22 protein-coding genes are annotated in these 13,215 nt (G+C 67.2%); all 22 read right to left on the bottom strand.

The window, feature by feature from the left end:
* Window positions 1–183, bottom strand: coding sequence for a 50S ribosomal protein L30 (gene rpmD, locus BIV57_RS01740; protein WP_071654795.1), 183 nt, complete (start codon window positions 181–183; stop codon window positions 1–3).
* A gap of 2 nt (window positions 184–185) precedes the next feature.
* Window positions 186–791 (bottom strand): 30S ribosomal protein S5, encoded by a 606-nt coding sequence (gene rpsE / locus BIV57_RS01735; protein ID WP_071654794.1) that lies wholly within the window; start codon window positions 789–791, stop codon window positions 186–188.
* A gap of 46 nt (window positions 792–837) precedes the next feature.
* Window positions 838–1,221 carry a 50S ribosomal protein L18 gene (gene rplR, locus BIV57_RS01730; protein WP_071654793.1) on the bottom strand — a complete coding sequence of 128 codons (384 nt, stop codon included), beginning with the start codon at window positions 1,219–1,221 and terminating at the stop codon, window positions 838–840.
* A gap of 2 nt (window positions 1,222–1,223) precedes the next feature.
* Window positions 1,224–1,763 carry a 50S ribosomal protein L6 gene (rplF, locus tag BIV57_RS01725; RefSeq protein WP_071654792.1) on the bottom strand — a complete coding sequence of 180 codons (540 nt, stop codon included), beginning with the start codon at window positions 1,761–1,763 and terminating at the stop codon, window positions 1,224–1,226.
* Window positions 1,764–1,787: 24 nt separating this feature from the next.
* On the bottom strand, window positions 1,788–2,186 hold the full coding sequence (gene rpsH, locus BIV57_RS01720; RefSeq protein WP_071654791.1) for a 30S ribosomal protein S8: 399 nt from the start codon (window positions 2,184–2,186) through the stop codon (window positions 1,788–1,790).
* 178 nt (window positions 2,187–2,364) lie between these two features.
* Entirely contained in the window at window positions 2,365–2,550 is a 186-nt protein-coding gene (locus BIV57_RS01715; RefSeq protein WP_071654790.1) for a type Z 30S ribosomal protein S14, read from the bottom strand.
* A gap of 2 nt (window positions 2,551–2,552) precedes the next feature.
* Window positions 2,553–3,128, bottom strand: a complete 576-nt coding sequence (gene rplE / locus BIV57_RS01710) for a 50S ribosomal protein L5 (RefSeq protein WP_071654789.1) — start codon at window positions 3,126–3,128, stop codon at window positions 2,553–2,555.
* Window positions 3,128–3,463, bottom strand: coding sequence for a 50S ribosomal protein L24 (gene rplX, locus BIV57_RS01705; protein ID WP_071654788.1), 336 nt, complete (start codon window positions 3,461–3,463; stop codon window positions 3,128–3,130). The genes rplE and rplX overlap by 1 nt, the downstream gene beginning before the upstream one ends.
* Window positions 3,463–3,831, bottom strand: a complete 369-nt coding sequence (gene rplN, locus BIV57_RS01700) for a 50S ribosomal protein L14 (RefSeq protein WP_071654787.1) — start codon at window positions 3,829–3,831, stop codon at window positions 3,463–3,465. Before rplN ends, rplX begins: the two co-directional genes overlap by 1 nt.
* 82 nt (window positions 3,832–3,913) lie before the next feature.
* On the bottom strand, window positions 3,914–4,201 hold the full coding sequence (gene rpsQ, locus BIV57_RS01695; RefSeq protein WP_071654786.1) for a 30S ribosomal protein S17: 288 nt from the start codon (window positions 4,199–4,201) through the stop codon (window positions 3,914–3,916).
* A complete protein-coding gene (gene rpmC, locus BIV57_RS01690; RefSeq protein ID WP_071654785.1) occupies window positions 4,198–4,425 on the bottom strand; it encodes a 50S ribosomal protein L29 in 228 nt (75 codons plus the stop codon). The genes rpsQ and rpmC overlap by 4 nt, the downstream gene beginning before the upstream one ends.
* The gene (gene rplP / locus BIV57_RS01685; RefSeq protein ID WP_071654784.1) at window positions 4,425–4,844 is read right to left on the bottom strand and encodes a 50S ribosomal protein L16; all 420 of its coding nucleotides are present in this window, start codon (window positions 4,842–4,844) and stop codon (window positions 4,425–4,427) included. Before rplP ends, rpmC begins: the two co-directional genes overlap by 1 nt.
* 5 nt (window positions 4,845–4,849) lie before the next feature.
* Window positions 4,850–5,716: a 30S ribosomal protein S3 gene (rpsC, locus tag BIV57_RS01680; protein ID WP_071654783.1), complete on the bottom strand. Its 867-nt coding sequence runs from the start codon at window positions 5,714–5,716 to the stop codon at window positions 4,850–4,852.
* Window positions 5,716–6,084: a 50S ribosomal protein L22 gene (gene rplV / locus BIV57_RS01675; protein WP_071654782.1), complete on the bottom strand. Its 369-nt coding sequence runs from the start codon at window positions 6,082–6,084 to the stop codon at window positions 5,716–5,718. Before rplV ends, rpsC begins: the two co-directional genes overlap by 1 nt.
* Window positions 6,085–6,126: 42 nt before the next feature.
* The gene (rpsS, locus tag BIV57_RS01670; protein ID WP_071654781.1) at window positions 6,127–6,408 is read right to left on the bottom strand and encodes a 30S ribosomal protein S19; all 282 of its coding nucleotides are present in this window, start codon (window positions 6,406–6,408) and stop codon (window positions 6,127–6,129) included.
* Window positions 6,409–6,417: 9 nt separating this feature from the next.
* Window positions 6,418–7,254, bottom strand: coding sequence for a 50S ribosomal protein L2 (gene rplB / locus BIV57_RS01665; protein ID WP_071654780.1), 837 nt, complete (start codon window positions 7,252–7,254; stop codon window positions 6,418–6,420).
* Window positions 7,255–7,297: 43 nt separating this feature from the next.
* The gene (gene rplW / locus BIV57_RS01660) at window positions 7,298–7,630 is read right to left on the bottom strand and encodes a 50S ribosomal protein L23 (protein ID WP_071654779.1); all 333 of its coding nucleotides are present in this window, start codon (window positions 7,628–7,630) and stop codon (window positions 7,298–7,300) included.
* A complete protein-coding gene (gene rplD / locus BIV57_RS01655; RefSeq protein WP_071654778.1) occupies window positions 7,627–8,316 on the bottom strand; it encodes a 50S ribosomal protein L4 in 690 nt (229 codons plus the stop codon). Before rplD ends, rplW begins: the two co-directional genes overlap by 4 nt.
* A gap of 5 nt (window positions 8,317–8,321) precedes the next feature.
* A complete protein-coding gene (gene rplC, locus BIV57_RS01650) occupies window positions 8,322–8,966 on the bottom strand; it encodes a 50S ribosomal protein L3 (RefSeq protein WP_071654777.1) in 645 nt (214 codons plus the stop codon).
* Between the two features lie 11 nt (window positions 8,967–8,977).
* Window positions 8,978–9,286: a 30S ribosomal protein S10 gene (gene rpsJ, locus BIV57_RS01645; protein WP_014144312.1), complete on the bottom strand. Its 309-nt coding sequence runs from the start codon at window positions 9,284–9,286 to the stop codon at window positions 8,978–8,980.
* 433 nt (window positions 9,287–9,719) lie between these two features.
* The gene (gene tuf, locus BIV57_RS01640; protein ID WP_071654776.1) at window positions 9,720–10,913 is read right to left on the bottom strand and encodes an elongation factor Tu; all 1,194 of its coding nucleotides are present in this window, start codon (window positions 10,911–10,913) and stop codon (window positions 9,720–9,722) included.
* Between the two features lie 181 nt (window positions 10,914–11,094).
* Window positions 11,095–13,197 (bottom strand): elongation factor G, encoded by a 2,103-nt coding sequence (gene fusA / locus BIV57_RS01635; RefSeq protein ID WP_071654775.1) that lies wholly within the window; start codon window positions 13,195–13,197, stop codon window positions 11,095–11,097.
* Window positions 13,198–13,215: the final 18 nt, after the last annotated feature.

The following is a 13,215-nucleotide window of genomic DNA, read 5'->3' as shown; positions in this document are numbered from 1 at the left end:
TCAGTCCACCTCCTCGACCGTCACGAGGTGCCGCACGGTGTGAACCATGCCGACGACCTCCGGCCGAATCTCGCGCACGACCGAGTCGTTGATCCGCTTCAGACCCAGGGTCTGCAGCGTGGCGCGGTGGTTCTGCTTCGCGCCGATCACGGACTTGACCTGAGTGATCTTCAGCTTGGACATCGTCACGCACCCGCCCCGGCGCGCGCCCGCAGCATGGCGGCGGGAGCGACGTCCTCAAGGGGCAGCCCGCGGCGAGCGGCGATCTCCTCGGGGCGGTTGAGGCCCTTCAGCGCCGCCACCGTGGCGTGCACGATGTTGATCGGGTTGTCCGAGCCGAGCGACTTGCTCAGCACGTCGTGGATGCCGGCGCACTCGAGCACGGCACGCACCGGGCCACCCGCGATCACACCGGTACCGGGGGAAGCAGGCTTCAGCAGGACGACGCCCGCAGCCTCCTCGCCCTGGATCGGGTGCGGGATGGTGCCCTGGATCCGCGGCACCTTGAAGAAGTGCTTCTTGGCCTCCTCAACACCCTTGGCGATGGCGGCCGGCACCTCCTTCGCCTTGCCGTAGCCGATGCCGACGGTGCCCTCGCCGTCGCCCACCACGACCAGCGCGGTGAAGCTGAAGCGACGGCCACCCTTGACGACCTTGGCGACACGGTTGATCTTCACGACGCGCTCGACGTAAGCGGTCTTCTCGGCGGCAGCGCCGCCGTCCCGCCGGTCCCGCCGGTCGCGTCGCTCGCCGCCGCCGGCGCCGCTGCCGCGGCGCTGGGGTCCAGCCATTGGACTTACCTTCCTGGAGTAATCGGATTCCTAGCGACGTACCGGCTCAGAACTTGAGCCCGGCCTCACGGGCAGCGTCGGCAACCGCCGCCACCCGGCCCGTGTACTTGTTGCCGCCGCGGTCGAAGACAACGGACTCGACGCCCGCGGCCTTCGCCCGCTCCGCCACCAGCGACCCGACCTGCTTGGCCTGGTCGCTCTTCGTGCCCTCGGCACCTCGGATGGACGTGTCCATCGAGGACGCCGACGCCAGGGTGTGACCCTTGGCGTCGTCGATCACCTGGGCAACCATGTGCCGGTTGGACCGGGTAACCACCAGGCGGGGACGCACAGCCGTTCCGGCCACCCGCTTGCGCACCCGGATGTGCCGGCGCTTGCGGGAGACCGCCTTCTTGGCGTCGCCCTTGCCGACCTTCACACCGAACGCCATGACTACTTACCAGCCTTTCCGACCTTGCGGCGGATGACTTCGCCCTCGTACTTGACGCCCTTGGCCTTGTACGGGTCGGGCTTCCGCAGCTTGCGGATCTTCGCGGCGACCTCGCCGACCCGCTGCTTGTCGATTCCGTCCACATGGAGCTTGGTGGGGGTCTCGACCTGGAAGGTGATGCCCTCCGGCGGCTCCACCGTGATCGTGTGGCTGTAGCCCAGCGAGAACTCCAGGTTGGAGCCCTTCGCCAGAACGCGGTAGCCGACGCCGCTGATTTCGAGCGTCTTGCGGTATCCCGCGGTCACGCCGGTGATCATGTTCGCCACCAGCGTGCGGTTCAGACCGTGCAGGGCCCGGTTCTCACGCTCGTCGTTGGGACGGGTCACGCTGATGGTGCCGTCCTCAGCCTTCGCGACGTCGATGGGCGCGGTGACGGTGTGGGCGAGGGATCCCTTGGGGCCCTTCACCTGGACCGTGCGGCCATCGATGGTGACGTCCACGCCGGCGGGAACCGGGATGGGCAGCCGACCGATGCGCGACATGCCGTGTACCTCCGTTTCCCGTTGTTACCAGACGTAGGCGAGGACTTCCCCACCCACGCCCTTCTTGGCGGCCTGCTTGTCGGTCAGGAGGCCGTGCGACGTCGAGATGATCGCGACGCCGAGACCGCCGAGGACCTTCGGCAGGTTGGTGGACTTTGCGTAGACCCGCAGGCCCGGCTTGGAGATCCGCTTGATGCCGGCGATCGAGCGCTCGCGGTTCGGGCCGAACTTCAGCTCGACGACGAGGTTCTTGCCGACCTCGGCGTCCTCGACCTTCCAGCCCGTGATGTAACCCTCCTGCTGGAGGATCTCGCCGATGTGCGACTTGATCTTGCTGAACGGCATCGAGACGGTGTCGTGGTACGCCGAGTTGGCGTTACGCAGACGTGTAAGCATGTCTGCGATCGGGTCAGTCATGGTCATGATGGCCTACGGCCTCTCTCACCGCGGTTTCCACTGGCAGTTCGTCGATGCGCGCAACGCGCTCGGCTGACCGCCGGACCTACGGCGTAGTAGTGGTCATGGGGGGCGGAGCCCAACCCCTCCAGCCTAGTGGACCGGAAGGGGTGCACTCCGCCACCCAACTTGCGGGCTACTGGAATTACCAGGAGCTCTTGGTCACGCCCGGCAGCTCGCCCCGGTGCGCCATCTGGCGAAGGCACACGCGGCACAGGCCGAACTTGCGGTACACGGAGTGCGGACGCCCGCAGCGCTGGCAGCGGGTGTACGCGCGCACACCGAACTTCGGCTTGCGGGCGGCCTTAGAGATCAGGGCCTTCTTCGCCACGGTCAGTTCTCCTTGAACGGGAAGCCGAGGAGACGCAGCAGGGCCCGTCCCTCATCGTCGTTCTCAGCGGTGGTCACGACCGTGATGTCCATGCCCCGCACGCGGTCGATCTTGTCCTGATCGATCTCGTGGAACATGACCTGCTCGGTCAGACCGAAGGTGTAGTTGCCCTTGCCGTCGAACTGCTTCGGCGACAGCCCGCGGAAGTCGCGGATGCGCGGAAGCGCCAGCGAGAGCAGGCGGTCCAGGAACTCCCACATCCGGTCACCGCGCAGGGTGACATGGGCGCCGATGGGCTGCCCCTCGCGCAGCTTGAACTGCGCGATCGACTTACGGGCCTTGGTCACGGCCGGCTTCTGACCGGTGATCGTGGCCAGGTCCGTGATGGCGCCCTGGATCAACTTGGAGTCGCGGGCGGCGTCGCCCACACCCATGTTGACCACGATCTTGGTCAGCCCGGGCACCTGCATGACGTTCTCGTACTTGAACTCCTCGAGCAGCTTGCCCGCGATCTCCGCGCGGTACCGCTGCTTCAGACGGGGAGTCACCTTCGCCTGGGGCTCAGTGGCAGTAGTCATCAGATGTCCTCACCGGTCCGCTTGGCGACCCGGATCTTGTTGCCGTCCTCGTCGAACCGGTAACCGATCCGCGTCGGGACCTTGTTGCCGTCCTTCTCCACGACCAGCATCACGTTGCTGACGTGGATCGGGGCCTCGGTGGTGACGATGCCGCCGGTCTTGGCACCACGCTCGGTCTGACCGACCTTGGTGTGCTTCTTGACCCGGTTGACACCCTCGACCAGGACCTTGTCGTCGGCAGGGAAGGCCTGAATGATCTTGCCCTGCTTGCCCTTGTCCTTGCCGGTGATGACCTGAACCAGGTCACCCTTCTTCACCTTGAGCGTCTTCGGCATCACAGCACCTCCGGCGCAAGCGAGATGATCTTCATGTACTTCTTCTCGCGCAGCTCACGGCCCACCGGGCCGAAGATACGGGTACCGCGGGGGTCACCGTCGTTCTTGAGGATGACGGCGGCGTTCTCGTCGAAGCGGATGTAGGAGCCGTCGACACGCCGGCGCTCCTTGACGGTCCGCACGACGACCGCCTTCACGACGTCGCCCTTCTTCACGTTGCCACCGGGGATCGCGTCCTTGACGGTGGCCACGATGACGTCACCGATACCCGCGTAGCGCCGGCCCGAGCCGCCGAGAACGCGGATGCACAGAATCTCCTTGGCACCCGTGTTGTCGGCGACCTTGAGCCGCGACTCCTGCTGGATCACGTCTATCTCCTGATCGTCGCGCTGGTTCCCGGCTGTCGGCCCCTGTTGCAGCAGGGGCCCGCGCCGAGCCTGGCGGAACTGATTACTTGGCCTTCTCGAGGATCTCGACGACGCGCCAGCGCTTCGTCGCGGACAGCGGACGGGTCTCCATCAGGAGGACCCGGTCGCCGATCCCGGCGGCGTTCTGCTCGTCGTGCGCCTTGAGCTTGTTCGTCCGGCGGATGACCTTGCCGTACAGCGCGTGCTTGACCCGGTCCTCGACGGCGACCACAACGGTCTTGTCCATCTTGTCGCCGACGACCAGGCCCTCGCGGACCTTGCGACGCCCGCGCTCGGCAGTCTTCTCAGTCATTTCCGTCTTCTCGCTCATGAGGCGTTCTCCACCGTCACGATGCCGAGCTCGCGCTCGCGCATCAGGGTGTAGATGCGGGCGATGTCCTTGCGGACGGCCTTCAGCCGGCTGTTGTTCTCCAGCTGACCGGTCGCACCCTGGAAACGGAGCTTGAACAGCTCGTCCTTGGCCTCACGCAGCTTGGCCACGAGCTCCTCGTCGCCCAGCTCGCGCAGCTCGGACGCCTTGGTACCGGCCGCCATCACGACTCACCTGCCTCGCGCCGGACGATCCGGCACTTCATCGGAAGCTTGTGGGAGGCACGCAGCAGCGCCTCCTTAGCCACCTTCTCGTTCGGGAACGACAGCTCGAACATCACCCGTCCGGGCTTGACGTTCGCGACCCACCACTCGGGCGAGCCCTTACCGGAACCCATGCGGGTCTCGGCCGGCTTCTTCGTCAGCGGGCGGTCCGGGTAGATGTTGATCCACACCTTGCCGCCACGGCGAATGTGCCGGGTGATCGCGATACGCGCGGCCTCGATCTGCCGGTTGGTCACATAAGCAGCCGTCAGCGCCTGGATGCCGTACTCGCCGAAGGCCAGCTCGGTGCCGCCCTTCGCCATGCCGGTGCGCTTCGGGTGGTGCTGCTTGCGGTGCTTGACCCTACGAGGGATCAGCATGAGGGTCAGGCCTCCGATCCGGTGCTCGTTTCGGCCGCGGCCGGAGCGGCAGCAGCCTCGGCAGCCGGGGCCTTCGCCTCGGCACCGGCGGCACTGCCACCCTGCTGCGGACGACGACCGCCGCCGCCACCGCGACCACCGCGGCCACCGCGCTCGCCGCCGCCGCCACCGCGGCCGCCACGGCCGCCGTCACGGGACGGGCGGTTGCCGGCGCGCGCGGCCGCGTTCTCCTCGCGGACCTCGCGCAGGTTCTTCACGTCGCCCTTGTAGATCCACACCTTCACGCCGATGCGGCCGAAGGTGGTGCGGGCCTCGAAGAAGCCGTACTCGACGTTCGCACGGAGCGTGTGCAGCGGCACACGGCCCTCGCGGTAGAACTCCGAGCGCGACATCTCGGCGCCGCCGAGGCGGCCGCCGCACTGGATCTTGATGCCCTTGGCGCCGGCCTTGATGGCCGACTGCATCGCCTTGCGCATGGCGCGACGGAACGCGACACGCGAGGACAGCTGCTCGGCAACGCCCTGGGCGACCAGCTGGGCGTCGATCTCCGGGTTCTTCACCTCAAGGATGTTGAACTGGATCTGCTTGCCCGTCAGCTTCTCCAGGTTGCCCCGGATGCGGTCGGCCTCGGCGCCGCGGCGGCCGATGACGATGCCCGGCCGGGCGGTGTGGACGTCCACGCGGACCCGGTCACGGGTGCGCTCGATCTCCACCTTGGAGATGCCGGCCCGCTCCATGCCATTGGTCAGCATGCGGCGGATCGCGACGTCTTCCTTGACGTAGTCCTTGTACAGCTTGTCGGCGTACCACCGGGACTTGAAGTCCGTGGTGATGCCAAGTCGGAACCCGTGCGGGTTGACCTTCTGCCCCACTATCGGGTCCTCCCCTTCGAAGCGGCAGCATCGGACTTCTCGGCCACAACAATGGTGATGTGGCTCGTCCGCTTGTTGATGCGGTAGGCACGGCCCTGGGCGCGCGGACGGATCCGCTTCAGGGTCGGGCCCTCGTCGACATACGCCTCGCTCACAAAGAGAGCGTCGGCGTTGCCCATGTTGTAGTTGTGCCCGGCGTTGGCAATCGCGGCGTCCAGCACCTTGCCGACCGTCTCGCTCGCGGCCTGCGGCGCGAACCGCAGGACAGCCTGCGCCTCGGTGGCCGACATGCCACGAATCAGGTCCACGACGCGGCGGGCCTTCATGGGCGTGACGCGGATGTACCGCGCCCGCGCCTTGGCTTCCATCGCTGTTCCCTTGCTCATCTCAGTCGTTTACCTTCCGGCCCGTCAGCGGCGACGCGACTTGCGGTCGTCCTTGTCGTGCCCACGGAAGGTGCGGGTCGGCGCGAACTCGCCGAGCTTGTGGCCGACCATCGACTCGGTGACGAACACCGGGATGTGCTTCCGGCCGTCGTGCACCGCGAGGGTGTGGCCCAGCATCGCCGGGACGATCATGGAGCGGCGGGACCAGGTCTTGATGACGTTCTTGGTGCCTGCGTCGTTCTGCGTGTCCACCTTCTTGATCAGGTGGTCGTCGACGAAGGGCCCCTTCTTGAGACTGCGCGGCATCGCCTGCTCCTAGCGCTTCTTGTTCGTCTTGCGGCGGCGGACGATGTACTTGCTGCTCGCCTTCTTAGGCTTGCGCGTCCGGCCCTCGGGCTTGCCCCAGGGGCTCACCGGGTGGCGGCCACCGGAGGTGCGGCCCTCGCCACCACCGTGCGGGTGGTCGATCGGGTTCATGACCACACCACGAACGGTCGGGCGCTTGCCCTTCCAGCGCATGCGGCCGGCCTTGCCCCAGTTGATGTTCGACTGCTCGGCGTTGCCGACCTCGCCCACAGTGGCGCGGCAGCGGACGTCGACCAGCCGGATCTCACCGGACGGCATGCGCAGGTGCGCGTACTGGCCCTCACGGGCCAGCAGCTGCACACCGGCGCCGGCCGAGCGGGCGATCTTCGCGCCGCCACCGGGCCGGAGCTCGATGGCGTGGATGACCGTACCGATCGGCATGTGCCGCAGCTGGAGGCTGTTGCCCGGCTTGATGTCGGCGCTGGGGCCGTTCTCGACCCGGTCGCCCTGCTTGAGGCCGGCCGGAGCCAGGATGTAGCGCTTCTCGCCGTCCGCGTAGTGCAGGAGCGCGATGCGCGAGGTGCGGTTGGGGTCGTACTCGATGTGCGCGACCTTCGCCGGCACGCCGTCCTTGTCGTGACGACGGAAGTCGATCACCCGGTAAGCGCGCTTGTGGCCGCCACCCTGGTGGCGAGCCGTCACACGGCCGTGGTTGTTGCGACCGCCCTTGCTGTGCAGGGGGCGGACCAGCGACTTCTCCGGCTCGGACCGCGTGATCTCGACGAAGTCGGCGACGCTGGAACCACGACGGCCCGGGGTCGTCGGCTTGTACTTGCGGATGCCCATGGCTTTTTTCAGTCCTCGTCCGTATCGACGGGAGCGTCCTCCGTCAGGAGGTCGCACCGCCGAAGATGTCGATGGTCTCGCCGGGAGCCAGCGTCACGATGGCGCGCTTGGTGTCCTTGCGCTTGCCGTAGCCGGTGCGGGTGCGCTTGCGCTTGCCCTGCCGGTTGATCGTGTTGACGCCTGCCACCTTGACCCCGAAGACGGCCTCGACGGCCTGCCTCACCTGGGTCTTGTTGGCGCGCGTGTCCACGAGGAAGGTGTACTTGCCCTCGTCGATCAGCGCGTAGCTCTTCTCGGAGATGACCGGCTTGAGCAGCACGTCACGCGGGTCGGTGAACGTCTTGCTGGTCACCGCGGTCGCGGCGGACTCGCTCATGCCGCGCTCCCTTCGGCCTCGAGCTCGCCGGAACGAGCGGTAGCGGTCGCGCTCTTGCCCGTGGCGGGGCCGGCGATGAACCGCTCGAACGCGTCCTTGGTGAAGACGACGTCGTCCGAGACGAGCACGTCGTAGGTGTTCAGCTGACCGGCGTCCAGCACGTGCACCTCGGGGAGGTTGCGCGCGGACAGCGTCGCCAGCTCGTCGTCCCGCTCGATGACCAGCAGCACGTGCTTGCGCTCGCTGATCTTCTTCAGCAGGGACTTCGCGGCCTTCGTCGAGGGCGCGTCGCCCTCCAGCAGGCCGGTGACCACGTGGATGCGGTCGTTGCGGGCCCGGTCGGTGAGGGCACCGCGGAGCGCGGCGGCCTTCATCTTCTTGGGCGTCCGCTGCGAGTAGTCGCGCGGCTGGGGGCCGTGCACGACGCCACCGCCGGCGAACTGCGGGGCGCGGACGGAGCCCTGGCGGGCGCGGCCGGTGCCCTTCTGGCGGTACGGCTTCTTGCCGCCGCCTCGGACCTCGCCGCGGGTCTTCGTCTTGTGGGTGCCCTGGCGGGCCGCGGCCAGCTGGGCGACGACGACCTGGTGGATCAGCGGGATGCTGACCTTGGCGTCGAAGATCTCGGCCGGGAGCTCGACGGTCCCGGACTTCTCGCCGGCGGGCGAGAGAACGTCAATGCTGCTCATGTCCTTCAGGCCCCCTTCGCGGCGCTGCGGACCAGGACCAGCCCACCGTTCGGCCCGGGAACGGAGCCCTTGATGAGGAGCAGCCCCTTCTCCGCGTCGACCGCGTGGACGGTCAGGTTCTGGGTGGTGACGCGCTCCCCGCCCATGCGGCCGGCCATGCGAAGGCCCTTGAAGACGCGACCGGGGGTCGCGCATCCGCCGATGGAACCGGGCGAGCGGTGCTTGGCCTGGGTGCCGTGCGAGGCGCCGAGACCGCCGAAGCCGTGGCGCTTCATGACGCCGGCGAAGCCCTTGCCCTTGCTCTTGCCGGTCACGTCGACCTTGACGCCGCTCTCGAACACCTCGGCCGTGACTTCCTGGCCCAGGGTGTACTCGGAGGCGTCGTCGGTGCGCAGCTCCACGAGGTGGCGGCGCGGGGTGACGTCGGCCTTGGCGAAGTGGCCCTTCATGGGCTGGTTCACCTTGCGCGGGTCGATCTCGCCGAACGCGATCTGGACGGCGCTGTAGCCGTCCCTGTCGTTGGTGCGGACCTGGGTCACGACGCAGGGCCCGGCCTTGACGACGGTCACCGGAACGATCCGGTTGTTCTCGTCCCAGACCTGGGTCATGCCGAGCTTCTCGCCCAGGACGCCCTTCATCTGCTTAGCCATCTGACGTGCCCTCAGAGCTTGATCTCGATGTCGACACCGGCCGGGAGGTCGAGCCGCATCAGCGAGTCGACGGTCTTCGGCGTGGGGTCGAGGATGTCAATGAGGCGCTTGTGCGTGCGCATCTCGAAGTGCTCCCGCGAGTCCTTGTACTTGTGCGGGGACTTGATGACGCAGTACACGTTCTTCTCGGTCGGCAGCGGCACCGGGCCTGCGACCTGCGCACCCGTACGAGTCACCGTCTCGACGATCTTCTTCGCCGAGGAGTCGATGACCTCGTGGTCGTAGGCCTTGAGCCTGATGCGGATCTTCTGTCCCGCCATGGCTACTTCGTAGTCCTGTCTCTTGTGAACGCTCTGGTCCCGGAGGGGGGAGCGTCGCTCCTCTCCGACCCACGCGGTCGGGTGTGTCGCGAACCTTCCGGAAAACTCTCCGGACACGGAGAATCCCCGCAGGGGGTGTGCGATCGACGAACCGCGAGAACCGGACGGGATCGACACCCGCCGGGCGCCTGGTAGGCACCGGCTCGCGCTCCACCGGGAGATTCCCGTACTTCCGCCCCGCGCGGGGACGACGAGTACTGCGGGACTAGCTCCCGACCCTCCCGACGGGAGGCACGCAACATCGGTGCTCAACCGAGCAACCTGGTTAGTGTGCCATATCGGGCACCCCCCTGGCCAATCGGGGGATCGTGCAACGCCGAAGGGGCCCGCGGGCGGACCCGCGGACCCCTTCTGAAGCGCTAGGCGCGCAAGGTCACTTGAGGATCTTGGTGACCTGGCCGGCGCCCACGGTGCGGCCGCCCTCGCGGACGGTGAACCGCAGGCCCTCCTCCATGGCGACCGGCTGGATCAGCGCGACCGTCATGTTGGTGTTGTCGCCCGGCATGACCATCTCGGTGCCCTCGGGGAGGGTCACCACGCCGGTCACGTCCGTCGTCCGGAAGTAGAACTGGGGACGGTAGTTGTTGAAGAACGGCGTGTGACGGCCACCCTCGTCCTTGGACAGGATGTAGACGGACGCCTCGAAGTCGTTGTGCGGCGTGACCGAACCCGGCTTGATGACGACCTGGCCGCGCTCCACGTCCTCGCGCTTGATACCGCGAAGCAGCAGACCGACGTTCTCACCGGCCTGACCCTCGTCCAGCAGCTTCCGGAACATCTCGATGCCCGTGACCGTGGTCGTGGTCTTCTCTTCCTTGATACCGACGATGTCGACGGTCTCGTTGACCTTCAGCACACCGCGCTCGATACGGCCGGTGACGACCGTACCGCGACCGGTGATGGTGAAGACGTCCTCGATCGGCATCAGGAAGGGCTTGTCGACGTCGCGCTCCGGGGTCGGAACGGTCTCGTCGACGGCCTTCATGAGGTCGAGAACGGTCTTGCCCCACTCGGCGTCGCCCTCCAGCGCCTTCAGCGCGGAGATCTTGACGACCGGAGCGTCGTCGCCCGGGAACTCGTACTCGGAGAGGAGCTCACGCACCTCGAGCTCGACGAGCTCCAGGATCTCCTCGTCGTCCACCATGTCGGCCTTGTTCAGGGCCACCACGATGTACGGCACGCCGGACTGGCGGGCCAGGAGCACGTGCTCCTTGGTCTGCGGCATCGGGCCGTCGGTCGCCGCGACCACCAGGATCGCGCCGTCCATCTGGGCGGCACCGGTGATCATGTTCTTGATGTAGTCGGCGTGACCGGGGCAGTCGACGTGCGCGTAGTGACGGTTCTCCGTCTGGTACTCGACATGCGCGATCGAGATCGTGATGCCGCGCTGCTTCTCCTCCGGCGCCTTGTCGATCTCGTCGAACGGCGTGAAGGGGTTCAGGTCCGGGTACGCGTCGTGCAGCACCTTGGTGATCGCCGCGGTCAGCGTCGTCTTACCGTGGTCGACGTGACCGATGGTGCCGATGTTGACGTGCGGCTTAGTCCGCTCGAACTTCGCCTTCGCCACTGGGGTCCTCCTGTGGACTGGTTCTTCTGCGCCGTACGACGACAGTTGGTCAGAACGGGGTGGGGGCCGGCACCCCCGGCTCGCGCCGCGCGGAATACGCGCCGTTTGCCAGGAATGCCGCTTTACAGGCTACGGGGTCGGGAGGGGTGCCCCGACCGGGAGGACCCGGTCGGGGCGCCGATCACTCGCCCTTGGCCTTCGCGATGATCTCCTCCGCGACGTTCCGCGGAACCTCGGCGTAGGAGTCGAACTGCATGGAGTAGCTGGCCCGTCCCGAGGTCTTGCTGCGCAGGTCGCCGACGTAGCCGAACATCTCCGAGAGCGGAACCAGGGCCTTGACGACCCGGGCGCCGCTGCGCTCCTCCATGGCCTGCACCTGGCCACGGCGGGAGTTGATGTCGCCGATGACGTCGCCCATGTAGTCCTCGGGCGTCGTCACCTCGACCGCCATCATCGGCTCGAGCAGAGCCGGGCTGGCCTTCCGGGCACCCTCCTTGAACGCCATGGAACCGGCGATCTTGAAGGCGAGCTCGGACGAGTCGACGTCGTGGTAGGCGCCGTCGAGCAGCGTCACCTTCACGCCGGTCAGCGGGTAGCCGGCCAGCACGCCGAACTCCATGGCCTCCTGGCAGCCCGCGTCCACGGACGGGATGTACTCCCGCGGGATGCGGCCACCGGTGACCTTGTTCTCGAATTCGTAACCGTCGCCCTCGAGGGGCTCGATCGCGATCTGCACCTTGGCGAACTGGCCGGAACCACCAGTCTGCTTCTTGTGCGTGTAGTCGATCCGCTCGACCGCCTTGCGGATGGTCTCGCGGTAGGCCACCTGCGGCTTGCCGACGTTCGCCTCGACCTTGAACTCCCGCTTCATGCGGTCGACCAGGACGTCGAGGTGAAGCTCGCCCATGCCGGCGATGATGGTCTGCCCGGTCTCCTCGTCCGTGTGGACCTGGAAGGACGGGTCCTCCTCGGCCAGGCGCTGGATCGCGGTGCCCAGCTTCTCCTGGTCGCCCTTCGACTTGGGCTCGATGGCGACCTGGATGACCGGGGCCGGGAAGTTCATCGACTCCAGGATCACCGGGTTCGCGGCGTCGCTGAGGGTCTCTCCGGTCGTGGTGTCCTTCAGACCCATGACGGCGACGATGTCGCCGGCACCCACGCTCGGGATCTCCTCACGCTTGTTCGCGTGCATCCGGTAGATCTTGCCGATGCGCTCCTTCTTCCCCTTGACGGAGTTGAGGACCGCGGTGCCCGCGTTGAGCGTGCCGGAGTAGACGCGGATGAACGTGAGCTTGCCGAGGTGCGGGTCGCTCGCGATCTTGAACGCCAGAGCCGACATCGGCTCGTCCACGGACGCCTTGCGGAAGATCTCGGTGTCCTCGTCGCCGACCTTGTGGCCGGTGACGCCCTCGACGTCCGTGGGGGACGGGAGGTAGCGGACCACGGCGTCGAGCAGGGGCTGGACGCCCTTGTTCTTGAACGCGGTGCCGCAGAACACGGGGGTCAGGTTGCCGGCGATGGTGGCACGGCGGATACCCGCGTACAGCTGCTCCTCGGTGGGCTCCTGGCCCTCGAGGTACAGCTCCATGAGCTCCTCGTCGGCCTCGGAGACCGTCTCGATGAGCTTGTCGTGCCACTCCTGGGCGGCCTCGGCGTGGGTGTCCGGGATCTCGACGGTCTCGTACATCTCGCCGAGCTTGGTGTCGTCGGACCACACCAGGGCCTTCATCTTCACCAGGTCGACGACGCCCTTGAAGTCCGCCTCGGCGCCGATCGGCAGCTGCATCACCAGCGGGGTGGCGCCCAGCCGGTCGACGATCATGTCGACGCAGCGGTGGAACTCGGCACCCACGCGGTCCAGCTTGTTGACGAAGCAGATGCGCGGCACGTTGTAGCGGTCGGCCTGACGCCACACCGTCTCGGACTGCGGCTCGACGCCGGCGACACCGTCGAACACCGTGACGGCACCGTCGAGGACGCGCAGCGAACGCTCCACCTCGACGGTGAAGTCGACGTGGCCCGGGGTGTCGATGATGTTGATGGTGTAGTCGTCGTTGTTCAGCGGCCAGTGGCAGGTCGTCGCGGCGGACGTGATGGTGATGCCGCGCTCCTGCTCCTGCTCCATCCAGTCCATCGTGGCGGCGCCGTCGTGGACCTCACCGATCTTGTAGCTGACGCCGGTGTAGAACAGGATCCGCTCGGTGGTGGTCGTCTTGCCCGCGTCGATGTGGGCCATGATCCCGATGTTGCGGACCTTGGCCAGGTCAAGCGAAGTGGTGGCCATATGGCTCAGTCTTCTCTC

This window comes from Mangrovactinospora gilvigrisea (assembly GCF_001879105.1).
Classification (GTDB): Bacteria; Actinomycetota; Actinomycetes; order Streptomycetales; family Streptomycetaceae; genus Mangrovactinospora; species Mangrovactinospora gilvigrisea.
Note: the sequence above shows the minus strand (reverse complement) of the source record. Positions and strands in the feature narration are given on the sequence as shown.